This is a genomic window from Luteibacter sp. ME-Dv--P-043b (assembly GCF_030209605.1).
GTDB lineage: Bacteria > Pseudomonadota > Gammaproteobacteria > Xanthomonadales > Rhodanobacteraceae > Luteibacter.
The window spans coordinates 32392-44977 of record NZ_JARVRT010000017.1 but is presented as its reverse complement, the minus strand read 5'-3'; the positions used below and the strand labels follow the sequence as shown (position 1 = coordinate 44977).

13 protein-coding genes are annotated in these 12586 nt (G+C 68.0%); 6 read left to right on the top strand and 7 right to left on the bottom strand.

The annotated features are described in order from the left end of the window. Positions 1-57: 57 nt before the first annotated feature. Together purT and QRN34_RS10870 are read right to left on the bottom strand one after the other, a co-directional pair. Positions 58-1239 carry a formate-dependent phosphoribosylglycinamide formyltransferase gene (gene purT / locus QRN34_RS10875; protein WP_285404431.1) on the bottom strand — a complete coding sequence of 394 codons (1182 nt, stop codon included), beginning with the start codon at positions 1237-1239 and terminating at the stop codon, positions 58-60. A gap of 49 nt (positions 1240-1288) precedes the next feature. Continuing rightward, positions 1289-1666, bottom strand: a complete 378-nt coding sequence (locus QRN34_RS10870) for a DUF423 domain-containing protein (RefSeq protein WP_036140327.1) — start codon at positions 1664-1666, stop codon at positions 1289-1291. Positions 1667-1746: 80 nt separating this feature from the next. Here QRN34_RS10870 and QRN34_RS10865 point away from each other — a divergent pair, with 80 nt between their 5' ends. Then, positions 1747-2364: an SCO family protein gene (locus QRN34_RS10865; protein ID WP_285404428.1), complete on the top strand. Its 618-nt coding sequence runs from the start codon at positions 1747-1749 to the stop codon at positions 2362-2364. Next, on the top strand, positions 2361-2810 hold the full coding sequence (locus QRN34_RS10860; RefSeq protein WP_285404426.1) for a copper chaperone PCu(A)C: 450 nt from the start codon (positions 2361-2363) through the stop codon (positions 2808-2810). The genes QRN34_RS10865 and QRN34_RS10860 overlap by 4 nt, the downstream gene beginning before the upstream one ends. Positions 2811-2826: 16 nt before the next feature. Here QRN34_RS10860 and QRN34_RS10855 read toward each other — a convergent pair whose 3' ends face one another. Together QRN34_RS10855 and QRN34_RS10850 are read right to left on the bottom strand one after the other, a co-directional pair. Beyond that, the gene (locus tag QRN34_RS10855; protein ID WP_051938655.1) at positions 2827-3303 is read right to left on the bottom strand and encodes a TlpA disulfide reductase family protein; all 477 of its coding nucleotides are present in this window, start codon (positions 3301-3303) and stop codon (positions 2827-2829) included. Next, complete coding sequence (locus tag QRN34_RS10850) at positions 3300-4571, bottom strand: YihY family inner membrane protein (protein ID WP_036140322.1); 1272 nt, start codon at positions 4569-4571, stop codon at positions 3300-3302. Before QRN34_RS10850 ends, QRN34_RS10855 begins: the two co-directional genes overlap by 4 nt. Positions 4572-4654: 83 nt before the next feature. Between QRN34_RS10850 and wrbA the strand changes: the two genes are divergently transcribed. From wrbA to QRN34_RS10830, 4 genes are all read left to right on the top strand, one after another. Beyond that, positions 4655-5257: an NAD(P)H:quinone oxidoreductase gene (wrbA, locus tag QRN34_RS10845; protein ID WP_036140321.1), complete on the top strand. Its 603-nt coding sequence runs from the start codon at positions 4655-4657 to the stop codon at positions 5255-5257. Further along, entirely contained in the window at positions 5254-5613 is a 360-nt protein-coding gene (locus QRN34_RS10840; protein ID WP_285404421.1) for a DUF2069 domain-containing protein, read from the top strand. The genes wrbA and QRN34_RS10840 overlap by 4 nt, the downstream gene beginning before the upstream one ends. A 111-nt stretch (positions 5614-5724) precedes the next feature. Then, positions 5725-7368 carry an acyl-CoA dehydrogenase family protein gene (locus QRN34_RS10835; RefSeq protein WP_285404420.1) on the top strand — a complete coding sequence of 548 codons (1644 nt, stop codon included), beginning with the start codon at positions 5725-5727 and terminating at the stop codon, positions 7366-7368. Between the two features lie 77 nt (positions 7369-7445). Beyond that, positions 7446-7931 (top strand): asparaginase domain-containing protein, encoded by a 486-nt coding sequence (locus tag QRN34_RS10830; protein WP_036140315.1) that lies wholly within the window; start codon positions 7446-7448, stop codon positions 7929-7931. 13 nt (positions 7932-7944) lie between these two features. Here QRN34_RS10830 and QRN34_RS10825 read toward each other — a convergent pair whose 3' ends face one another. From QRN34_RS10825 to sufT, 3 genes are all read right to left on the bottom strand, one after another. Then, on the bottom strand, positions 7945-9297 hold the full coding sequence (locus QRN34_RS10825) for a S8 family serine peptidase (protein ID WP_285404418.1): 1353 nt from the start codon (positions 9295-9297) through the stop codon (positions 7945-7947). Positions 9298-9912: 615 nt separating this feature from the next. Beyond that, positions 9913-11766, bottom strand: coding sequence for a M4 family metallopeptidase (locus tag QRN34_RS10820; RefSeq protein WP_285404416.1), 1854 nt, complete (start codon positions 11764-11766; stop codon positions 9913-9915). Between the two features lie 216 nt (positions 11767-11982). After that, on the bottom strand, positions 11983-12540 hold the full coding sequence (sufT, locus tag QRN34_RS10815; RefSeq protein WP_285404414.1) for a putative Fe-S cluster assembly protein SufT: 558 nt from the start codon (positions 12538-12540) through the stop codon (positions 11983-11985). Positions 12541-12586: the final 46 nt, after the last annotated feature.

Below are 12586 nucleotides of genomic sequence, written 5' to 3'. Positions count from 1 at the left end.
CGGGAAGCGCAGCAGCTTAACATTCGGGCGTGAACGGCCGTTGTCGGGCCCGTGGGCTCAGAGCTCGACGCGGATGCGGCCGGCAGCACGCTTGGCCTTGGCGAGGGCTTCCTCCACGGTGGCGGCACGCGCCAGCGTGACCGCCATGCGGCGACGGCCCCGCACCTCGGGCTTGCCGAAGATACGCAGCATGGTGCCTGGCTCCGCCAGTGCCTCGGCCACGCCATGGTAGGTGGGCGCCTGCCCTTCCCCCTCCACCAGCACGGCGCACGACGCGGCGGGCGAGAACGCATGGATCTCCGGCACGGGCAGGCCGAGGATGGCCCGCGCGTGTAGCGCGAACTCGGAAAGATCCTGCGAGATCAGCGTGACCAGGCCGGTATCGTGCGGCCGCGGGCTCACTTCGGAGAAGATCACCTCGTCGCCGCGGACGAAGAACTCCACGCCGAACACACCCCAGCCGCCCAGGGCCGCGGTGATCGTATCCGCCTGTCGCTCGGCGGAGGCGCGGGCCGCGTCGCTCATCGCCTGCGGCTGCCACGACTCGCGGTAGTCGCCGTCTTCCTGGCGATGGCCGATGGGTGGGCAGAACGACACGCCGTCTCGATGGCGCACGGTAAGCAGGGTGATTTCGTAATCGAAGTCGATGAAACCTTCGACGATGACCCGCCCCCGCCCGGCGCGACCGCCGGCCTGGGCGTACTCCCAGGCCGCATCCGCATCCGCTGGCGTGCGCAGCACGCTCTGGCCTTTGCCCGACGAACTCATCACCGGCTTGGCGACGCAGGGCGTGCCGAGCGCGGCCACCGCGTCGACGAATGCTTCGTGTGTGTCGACGAAGCGGTAGGGCGAGGTCGGCAGGCCGAGTTCTTCCGCGGCCAGTCGACGGATGCCCTCGCGATCCATCGTCAGCCAGGCGGCCTTGGCGGTAGGAATGACCCGCAGGCCTTCCTTTTCCATCGCCACCAGCGTGGGCGTGTGGATCGCCTCGATCTCGGGCACGACGAGGTCCGGCTTCTCCTGTTCGATGAGCGCACGCAGCGCATCGGCGTCCAGCATGTCGATGACATGGCTGCGATGAGCCACCTGCATCGCCGGTGCATTAGCGTAACGATCCACCGCCACCACCTCGACGGCGAAGCGCTGCAGCTCGATCGCCACCTCCTTGCCCAGTTCGCCGGAACCCAACAGGAGCACCTTGAGTGCATTGGAAGCGTGCGGCGTGCCGAAGGTCGTCATGCGGGAATCCTGGTGAACTTAAGGCGTGCATTCTACCGAACGCGCCGCACTACCGAACGCGGCGCAGCGATAGCCCCACGGCGATCCAGCCGACGATAAATGCCACGCCACCCAGCGGGGTGATCGCGCCGGTCCAGCGCGGTGCTCCCAGCGCCAGCGCATAGAGGCTGCCGGAGAACAACACGATGCCGACGGCGAACAGGGCGATGGCGACCGTGCGCGCCCGGCCCGGTGCCAGGCCGACGACGGCCACGAACAGGGCCAGGGCGTGCCAGAAATGGTATTGCACCGCCGTGTGCCAGACCTGCAGGCCGGCCTCGTCCACGATGCCGCGCAGCGCATGGGCACCGAACGCGCCCAGCGCCACGGCGCTGGCGCCGGCCAGGCCGACCAGGAGGGCATGGGTACCGCTGACAGGTTGTCGCATTCGCAAGGTTCCGCGGTCGGGTGCGCCTGATCGCCGGCGCGGGTGGCGTATCCTGCGCAGGATATCCCGCGGAGTGTCGCATGAAGCCGTTCCTTCCCCGCCGGGTCGTGCTGACCCTCCTCGTCCTCCTCGCCGTGGTCGCCCTCGGTGGTTGTCAGCGCGAGCCGCAGCCCGAGTGGCGCTTGAACGACGTAGCCGGCCACCTGCCGGATCTCGACTTCAAGCTGACCGACGACAACGGCAAGGCGGTCACCGGTGCCGACTACCGCGGCAAGGTCACGCTGATGTATTTCGGCTACACCCACTGCCCCGATGTCTGCCCGCTGACGCTCACCCAGTTGCACGTGGTGTTGGGCCGCCTGGGCCCCGCCGCCGACAAGGTGCGCATCCTTTTCGTCAGCGTCGACCCCGCGCGGGACACGCCGCAGATCATGCACGACTACGTCAACGCCTTCGACAAGCGCGCGGTCGGCCTGGTCGGCTCGGGCGCGGATGTGGAAGCGCTGGCCAAGCGCTATCGCTCGGCCTTCACCCGCGAGCCGGACAAGGGCGACGGCGCCTACGACGTCAGCCACAGTTCGGCCATCTATGTCTTCGACGCCGCCGGCAAGGCGCGCCTGCTTGCCACGCCGTCGTCCTCGCAGGACGACATGGTCCACGACCTGACCCTGCTCACCTCCCTGGAGCCGCACGCATGACGTTTCGCTCGCTCGCCGCCTCGTTGTTCCTGCTTGTCGCCAGCACCGCCGGCGCCACCGATACGACGGCGGTGGAAGCCAGCGCGGGTTGGATACGCGTACTACCGGGCAGCCTGCCGGCCGGTGCCTATGTCACCTTCCGCAACCACTCCACCAGCGCGCTGAAGATCGTCGGCGCCGAGAGCGCCGACTACGCGGAGGCGATGATCCACCGCAGCAGCACCGAGGGTGGCATGGGCCGCATGGAGATGGTGGACAGCGTGGACCTGCCGCCCGAAGGCACAGTGTCCTTCACGCCCGGCGGTTACCACGTGATGCTGGAGAAACCGACGCACGCCGTGAAGCCGGGCGACCGGCTCACCATCACCTTCGAACTGTCGGACGGCAAGAAACTGCCGGCGACGTTCGTCGCGCGGCCAGCCAACGCGACCGGCCCGACGGACTGACCGGCTGACGGCGGGGTCAGCCGCCCTTGGCGATGGCCTCGCCCAGCTTCTCGCCCGTCACCGGCCCGATGAACGTCTTGGCCACATGGCCGTCGGGCGCGATCAGGTACGTGGTGGGCAGGCCCTTGGGCGCGTCGAAATCCTTCGGCGGCGCCGTGACGTCCACCTGCGCGATGGGGTACGACACGGGATGCTTGTCGACGAAGGCCTTGATCTCCTTCGCGTCGGTGTCCTCGAACGCCAGGCCGATGGCGGCGACATCCTTGCGGCTTTTCACGAAGGCCGAGATGTCCGGCATTTCCTTGATGCACGGCACGCACCACGTGGCCCAGTAGTTGACGATCACCCACTTGCCCCGCTGCGCGGCAAGATCGAAGGGCTTGCCGTCGAGCGTGACGACCTTCAGTTGCGGGCTGGCGGCCGTGGCGGCCACGACGACCGTGGGCGACACGGCGAGGGCCAGGGCGGCGAACGCAAGGGTGCGCAGGATCATGCAGGGGAATCCTCGATGGAGACGGGTGCCGGGGTCGGCGGAAACAGGTGGTCCAGGCGTGCGCCCAGCGTGGCGTCGAGCGCTGCCGCCAGATGGTCCAGCAGCGCCAGCAGGTCGGGTGGCAGCGTAATGCCCATGCGCTCGACCTGCTCGCGCGGATGCAGTGGTAACCGGTACTGCGTGCAGCGATAGACGCGAACCAGTTCGGTCGTATCCAGGCTGCGGCTGAGCAACCAGCCGCCGGCCTCGCCGCGCTGGATCATGTCCGCGCGCTGCAGGTCCTCGAAATAGCTGGCGATCGCGTTGGACGGCAGGTAGGGCTCACGCACGCGGATGGTGGCCGGATCGATGCTGTCGCCGCAGCGCTGTGCCTCGACGAAGTGCTGGAGCACCACCAGCAGGCCGATGAACTCCGCACCGTCGGGAAGCGCCTCGGTGGGCAGCACGTACTCGAAGGCGGAGATGGACGCGGCGATGGAGGCACCCAGGATCACGATGATCCACGACAAGTAGATCCACAGCAGGAAGATGGGGATCGCCGCCAGCGCGCCGTAGATTTCCTCGTAGTTGGGCGAGTTGCGAATGAACTGGGCAAAGCCCCAACGGGCGAACTCGAACAGGATGGCGCCCAGCAAGGCGCCGATGGCCGCATGCCGCCACGACACGCGCCGGTTGGGCACCATGGTGTACATCAGCACCAGCGTCACGAAGGTGATGACGAAGGGCAGCAGGCTGATCAGGCGGAACTGCGAGGCGATCTGGTCGGCGGCCGCGTGCAGCATCGGAAACGCAGTGATGTACGACGACAGCGCCAGCCCGCCGACGACGAGGATCGGCCCCAGTGTCAGCGCCGCCCAGTAAAGCAGCAGGCGCGACGTCCAGCCGCGCGGCTTGCGCACGCGCCAGATGCGGTTGAGGCGATCCTCGATGCTGATCATCATCGACACGGCGCTGAACAGCATGACCAGCACGGAGATGCCGGTGAGCTGGCTGGCCTTGTCGGCGAAGGCCATCATGTATTCCTGGATTTTCATGCCGGTGGCTGGCACGAAATTCTGGAACGCATAGGCAGCCAGCGCGCCCCGCCATTCGGCGAACACGGGAAAGGCCGACAGGATGGCGAACACGGCGACCGTCAGGGGCACCAGCGAGACCAGGGTGGTGTACGACAGCGCGCCCGCGGTTTCGAAGCATTTGTCGTCGACGAAGCGCAGCCAGGTGAACCGGGTGAAGCTCAGGGCGCGGTCGCGGTCGAAGCGAAACGGCATGGGGGTCCTTGGATCCTTGTCCCGATGGTTTGGGATCGTGAACAGTTCTGCGAGACTAGTGCCTTCGCAAAGGCACTCAATCCATGTCCCACGACGTCCTCGTACTCTACTACAGCCGTAGCGGGCACACGGCCCAGCTCGCCCGACTCGTCGCCCGCGGCATCGAGGAAGTGCCCGGCATGCGTGCGCGCCTGCGCCAGGTGCCACCGGTCGCGCCGGTGACCGAAACGGCGATGCCGCCCGAGCCGGACGAGGGCGCCCCCTACGTCACTCGCGCCGACCTGGTCGAGTGCGTGGCCCTGGCGATGGGCAGCCCTACCCGCTTCGGCAACATGGCTGCGCCGTTGAAACACTTCCTCGACACCACGGGCGCGGAGTGGGCCTCCGGTGCCCTGGCGGGCAAGCCCGCCGCCGTCTTCACCGCGTCCAGCACGATGCACGGCGGGCAGGAATCCACGCTGCTCACGATGATGGTGCCCCTGCTCCACCACGGCATGCTGATGGTCGGCATTCCCTATACCGAGCCGGCCCTCACCAGCACCACCACCGGTGGCACCCCGTACGGCGCCAGCCATGTCGCCGGCCCTCGCGGCGAGAACGCGATCAGCGAGCACGAGCGCGACCTGTCCCGCGCCCTGGGCAAGCGGCTAGCCGACATCGCCCGCCGGCTCGGCACGCCCGCATGACAAAGCACGCCGCCGGGTGGCCCGCGGCACTGAGCGGCAGCCAGAAGACCGGACTGGCGGCCTGGGCGGCGCTGCTCGCCATCCAGGTGCTCTGGTACACGCTGTATCCCCCCGTCTCGATTCCCACGTGGGTGGCTTTCGCGCTCACGATGCCGCCGCTGCTGCTGCCGCTGTTGTCGCTGCCCAGGGTCACCCGCGCCCTGCTGTGGGTCGGCATCCTGGCCCTGTTCTATTTCTGCCACGGTGTGGCGGAGGCCTGGAGTTCCACGGGCGACCGCTGGCTGGCCGCCCTGGAAATCGTCGTCACCCTGCTGCTGATCGGCACGCTGGGCGTGGGCGTGCGCCGGCGGGGCTGACAACGCCATCCTCGAGGGCGGCCGGACGACCGGCATGTTGCGCAGCACATCGACGCGCACGCGCGGTCCGTGCAGGCTGGGGCCTTCGCTCCGTTATCGAGAGACATCACCATGGCATTCGTGCAGGACGCCCCCCGGCTGGCCCAGCCCTATCGCCACGATCGAGTGCTGCGTGCCTGGCTCGCCCGACGCCTGCCACCGGACCGCGCCGCCGCCCTGGAAGGCGATCTTGACGCCCTCGGCGACTACGCGGTCATGGCATGGGAGCGACGGCAAAGCACACCGCGCACGGAACCGGTGCTCACCTCATGGGACGCCTGGGGCAACCGTGTCGACCGCATCGCGCTGACGCCGGCGTGGGACGAGGGCCCGACGATGACCACGCGGCATGCGGTGCTCGCCGCCGGCCATGAGCCATCGCCCTGGGCACGCGCGGAAGCGTTCGCCCGTGTCTACCTCTACCACGTCGCCAGCGAGTTCTATTGCTGCCCGCTGGCGATGACCGACGGCGCCGCGACGGCGATCCGCGCTTCCGGCAACGCTGCGCTGGCGGCACGCGCCCTGCCGCACTTCCTCAGCCGCGACCCGTCCACCTTCTGGCTGTCCGGCCAGTGGATGACCGAGACGCCCGGTGGCTCGGACGTGGGCCGGTCGGAGACCACCGCGCGCCAGGACGCGGACGGGCAGTGGCGGTTGTACGGCCGAAAGTGGTTCAGCTCGGCGGTGGTGGGCGAGGCCGCGCTGGCCCTGGCGCGCCCGGAAGGCGCCGGCACCGGAACCGCGGCGCTCGGGCTGTTCTACGTCGAAACCCGCGACGAGCACGGCGCATGGCGCGGGATCACTATCGACCGGCTGAAGAAAAAGCTGGGCACCCATGAATTGCCCACCGCCGAGATCCACCTCGACGGCCTTCCCGCAACACCGGTGGGACCGGTCGAGCATGGCGTGCGCCAGATTGCGCCGATGCTCAATGTCACGCGTACCTGGAACGCGGTGTGCGCCGTGGCCAGCATGGCGCGCGCGGTGGCGCTCGCCCGTGATTACGCCACCCGGCGGCATGCATTTGGCCGGCGCCTCATCGACCACCCGCTGCATGCGCGCACGCTGGCCGACATGCAGGCCGAGTACGAGGCCGCTTTCGCGCTCACCTTCCACGTGGCCGAACTACTCGGACACGTCGAGCACGACGAGGCCGGGCCGGCGGAGGTCGCCCTGCTGCGACTGCTGACGCCCTTGGCCAAGCTATGGACCGCCAAGGTCGCCATCCGCGTGGTGTCCGAAGCCCTGGAGTGTTTCGGCGGCGCCGGCTACATCGAGGACACCGGCCTGCCGCAGCTGCTGCGCGATGCGCAGGTCTATGCCATCTGGGAAGGCACCACCAACGTGCTGTCGCTGGACATGCTGCGTGCACTGGGTGGCATCGGCATCGCCCCGCTGCGCACTGCCGTGGCCGGGCTTGCACCCGAGGGCGACGCCACGCGGCGGGCCATCGATCGCGCCCTGGATGCGACCGAGGCGCTGCTCGCGGAGGTCGGCTCCGACCGCTCGTCGCTGGAAGCCTCGGCCCGTGGCATCGCGTTCACGCTCGCGCGCTGCATGGCCGCCGCACTGCTGGCGCGATCGGCGGCTGCCGCGGACGGCGATACACGACCGGCAGCGGCCTGCCGTCGGTTCGTGGCCCGCGGACTTGACCGTCTGTCGTTGCCCGAGAACGACGACGACGCGCTGCTGGCCACGGCGCCCGACCCTGGCTGACGGCAAGGCCGACCCTGAAGGCGGGGCCGGCAGCATGTAAGATGGGCGCCCGTTTCACCCCGCTTCGCAGGTCAACCATGCAGCAACTCACCATCGTCACCACCGGCGGCACGATCGACAAGGTCTACTTCGACGACAAGTCGGATTACCAGATCGGCTCACCGCAGATCGGCGACATCCTGCACCAGCTCGGCGTCGCCTTCCGTTTCGAGGTGATTCCGATCCTGCGCAAGGACAGCCTGCACGTGACCGACGAAGACCGCGCCCTCATGCGCAGCACCATCGAGGCCCAGCCCCATCGCCACGTGCTGGTGACCCACGGCACGGACACCATGGTGGAAACCGCGCACGTGCTGGCCGGCATCCCGGGCAAGGTCATCGTACTGACCGGCGCCCTGAACCCGGCGCGGTTCCAGGGTTCGGACGCCGTCTTCAACATCGGTTGTGCGGTAGGCGCGGTGCAGTCGCTGGCCGATGGTGTGTACATCGCCATGAACGGCCGCGTGTGGGATCCGAAGACCGTCCGCAAGAATCGCGACGCCAACCGCTTCGAAGCGGTGTGATCGCCCGCGCCGGTCAACCACCGGCGCGATCCTCGACGACGGCATCCACCGTCGCCCCCGCATCCATCAGACCGGCGCCACAGCCCTTCGGGCACGGGCCCGGCAGCGGTCGTGCGTTGTCCACCAGCTGGCGGGTAATGGTATCCACCGCGATGGAAGGGTCGGCCGAACGCATCAGGGCGACCAGGGCGGATACCTGCGGCGCCGCCATCGAGGTGCCGGCGTAGTAGGCCAGCATCGGCCGCTCGCGACCCTGCTTGCCGGCATCGACGGTGGAGAGGATATCGTCGACACCGAAGGCTCCCAGCGTGCCACCCGGCGCGGACAGCGTGACGCCGTCGCCGTGGTTGGAGTAGCGGGCCATCGACCCGTCACGCGCCAGCGCACCTACGCTGACTACCCCGGCGCAGTTGGAAGGCGACACCGCCGAAGCACGAATGCCGTCGTTGCCGGCCGCCGCGACCACCGCCGTACCACGCGAGCGCGCCCCCGCGATCGCTTCCGCCAGCGCTCGTCCACACGCCCCGGCCGTGCGCAAACTGAGGTTGATCACGTCGACCGCCCGGGTGATCGGCGGCACACCCGCCAGTTCGCCGCCGCTGGCCCACGCGATGGCATCCACTACATCGGAGAGCCGCCCACCGCATTTCGCCATGACGCGCACGGGCACGACCTTCGCCTCCGGTGCCACGCCGAGCACGCCGCGGCCATCCGGCGAGCGCGCCACTATCAGGCCGCTGACATGCGTACCGTGCCACGACGACGCCGACGGCTTTTCGGACTTGCACTCACCGGCCTCGTGCCAGTCGCCTTCATCGGTGGGATCGGCATCGCGCCCGTCGCCGTCACGCGCCGCCGCCGCGTCGCTGACGAAGTCGTAGCCGGGCAGCAGCTGGCCATCCAGTTGCGGATGCGCCGTGACGCCGGTATCGAGCACGGCCACCACGGCACCCGCGCCGCGGGTGTAGCGCCACGCCACCTCCGCGTCGATGCCGACGCGCGGATCGTGCATGTACCACTGCCGGTGCCACAGCGAGGTCAGCCCGCGCGCAGGCGTCACGATCCGATCCTCCTCGACATCGACCACGCCCGGTAACGCAGCCAGGCGCGCCGCATCGCCGTCGCTCACCTCGAACACGTCACCCCCCGAGCCGAGCGACCGCACATGGCGTATGCCACCAGCACGCGCCGCGACGACACGGGAAGGCGATGGCGATATCGACATAGTTCGCACCGCAGTAGCCGCCGACCGCTGACTGTCGAAGTGCACGATGAACTGCGTTGGCGCCGTGTCCACGGCAAGGGACGCAAGCGGATAGATGGCCGCCGCGACGAAGACGAGGGATGAGCGGTAGGGAAAGCGCATGTCGATGTCCTACGAATCGCGGCATGGCCGCGGGTAAGACAACGTAGGTCGATACATCCGTCGCAAACATGCGTTGCCGCCCTTGCGCTTTCGTAGGTGATGCGACCAGCAACTGCGGGACAGGATCGCCGTCGTTGCCGCTACGGCGAGGAGGCGTCGGGTGGTCACCCTCTGCGCTCGGGCAGCGGCCGCAAGCGGCCGAACTCGCTCAGAGGGTGACCACCCGACGCCTCACTGACGACTGAGGTTGCGTGCCGGGAAAGCTACACTCGCAGCATCACCCGGAGCGGCTACCCCATAACTTGCGTATCCATTAGACCGGGGCAAGCTCATCTCCCGATGGGGCCCGTATCGTACGAGGTCGCCAACGCTTTGCTCTCCATCCACTCCGCCTCTGTCGTCGCAGAGGTGCTGGGTGGTCACGCTCTGAGCGAGTTCGGCCACTTGTGGCCGCTGCCCGAGCGCAGAGTGTGACCACCCAGCGCCTCACCGCCGCGCCCTACGAGCGACGAAGTCTTCTGCTGCTTCGGCTTCCGCTTCCAAACAGTTTCCAGCCCCGCACGAAAAAGCCCGGACGTCTCCGCCCGGGCTTCGTTTCCACACTGATCACCGTACTTACGGCGTCCACGTCGCCTTCAGCGAAATGCCGGAGAACGTCGAGTAACCGCGAACCTTTACGTAGTATGTGCCCGCCTGGGGCGCGGCGAAGGTGCAGGTCTCGTTGTTGCCCGACACGTACGGACGGCAGTTGTAGCTGGACGTGGTCGGCGCGGAACCGAACTTCACGTACAGGTCCGCATCGCCGGAGCCGCCGCTCGTCACGATGCTGAGGTTGGACGCACCCGCGGCCACCACCACCGTGTAGCTCAGTTCCGTGCCCGCGCTACCGGCCAGGCCGGTCTTGGCCACGCCGTTCTGCAGGGCGGTACCGCCGGTGTTGCCACCGCCGCCCGTCGAGCAGGTCACGCCCACGCCGTTGAAGGCCGTGGCGACATCAGCCGCGGTATAGCCCAGGTCCGTCGCCGCGCTGGCGACACCGCAGGCGCCGCTGTTGAACGTGGAGCTGGCCGTCCAGTACAGGGCGTTGGCACGGGCGAACACCTTGAACGCCTTGACCGTGCCCCAGCCGCTCGTCTTGGCCAGCAGGCAGAACGCCTTGTTGTACACGCCCGAGGAGTAATGCACGTCGAGGCCGTTGTAGTAGCCGGACGCGTTGTCGATGGACCCACCATCCTGCGACGGCGTGCACATGTAACGCAGCGCGTTGCCGATGCCGGCGCTGGTCTTGACGATGTCCGCGCCGACCAGGAAGTCGTTCGAGCCGCGGTCGTAGAACTCCGCGGCTTCACCGGCGATGTCCGAGTACGCCTCGTTCATGCCGCCCGACTGGCCGCTGTACGCGAGGTTGGAGTGCTGCTCGGTATAGCCGTGGCTGATCTCGTGCGAGGTCACGTCCAGGGCCACCAGCGGATAGAACGTGCTGGCGCCGTCGCCGAAGGTCATCGAGCTGCCGTCCCAGAACGCGTTCTCGTACGCGTTGCCGTAGTGCACCTTCATGATCAGCACCTGGTTCAGCGGCGCCGCGCCGGTGTACGAGGTGTACATGTCGTGCACCACGCCACCGAAATGGTGGGCGTCGTTGATTGGGCCATAGGCACCGTTCACCGCGTCACCGCTGGAACCCGCGCTGCAGGTGAAGCTCCACAGCGTGCCGCTGCCGGAGGTCGCCTTCTTCATGTTGTACGACTTCACGTAGGCGTTCTGCGCCGTACAGGTCGTTCCCGACTGGGTCACGCGCAGGGCCGGCTTGCCACCGGCACCCCAGGTGTACTGCCCGGTCTTCTGGTTGCCGCCCGGGCCCGTGGCGTCGATCTCGGCATAGGTCAGGCCTTCCCACTGCTGGATGATCTCGCCGGTGTTGGCGTCGATCAGCGCGGTGGGACGGGTGGGATGCTCGCCGCCGGAGAAGAACGAGGTGAGGTAGACCAGCCGGGCAGGCGCGCCGTCGCCCGGGTAGATGTACAGGTCGGCCTTGGCGTTTTCCGGCTGGACACTGGCCACGCCGGCCAGCGACGGGGCCTGCTTGCTGAGCAGTGCGACGGCACGCGTGCCGTCGATGCGGGGCGCGACCGACGCGATGTCGACCTGAAGGTCGGACGTGACCTCGCCGTTGGCGACCAGGGCATTGCCCTGCCCGTCCTGCTCCACCGCGATGCTGCGGCCGTAAACCGGCACACCCTTGAAGGTCTGCTGCATGCGGACGGTCTGCGTGCCCTTCGCCGTCGGCAGTGCCGCCTTGGCGACGAACCCGTTGTCGGCGGACAACCCAAGCCGGGCGGCCAGCTGGTTGGCCGGCACCGCACCCAGGCTCTGGGCGCGCAGCGCCTGTTCCGTGGCGGCCGAGGCGACCGAGGTGGCGGCGATCCCGAGGGACGCCACCAGGAGTTTCAAGCGAACATGACTTGCCATTACGTTCCTCCTCCAGGAATGGGCCGCACGAGGCCATTGCAGCCGTGAGGACCACATTCCGAACGATATGAATACGCGCCGCAGCGCGCTGCCCGTTTTATCTCGCGACTTCCGGTCCCCCAACCGGAAGTCCTTGCCAACCTAGCGCAAGATTTAGCGATCGACTACCTAGGGATTTCCCTAGGGCGATGGCGGAAGCGAGCGGGGAGGAGAAGGTCAGAGCATGCCGGTTTCGAGCTTGGCCGCATCCGACATCATCGAATGGTTCCACGGCGGGTCGAACACCAGGTCCACGTCGGCCTCGACGATGGTAGGAATCAGTTCCAGCTTGGTCCGTACGTCGTCGACCAGGATGTCGCCCATGCCGCAACCGGGAGCGGTCAGCGTCATCTTCACGTACGCACGCCGGGCGCCCTCGTCGCCGGACGCCAGGCTGACGTCGTAGACCAGCCCGAGTTCGACCACGTTGATGGGAATTTCCGGGTCGAAGCAGGTGCGCAACTGCTGCCACACCAGTTTCTCCACGTCCTCGTCGGTCGCGCCGTCTTCCAGCTCGATCGGACGCGGCGGCTCCTTGCCCAGCGCATCGGCGTCGCCGCCCGCGATGCGGAAGAGATTGCCTTCGACATAGACGGTGAAGCTGCCGCCCAGGGCCTGGGTGATGTAGCCGATCTGCCCGGCCGGAAGCGTCACCGTCTCGCCCTGCGGCACCATGACCGCCTGGCAGTCGCGCTCGAGGGTGAAGGGTTCGCTGCTGAGGCTGAAACCGCTCATTGCTGTCCTGTAAAGGCCGCGCCGCGGCCGCAAAGTCGTCGATTAT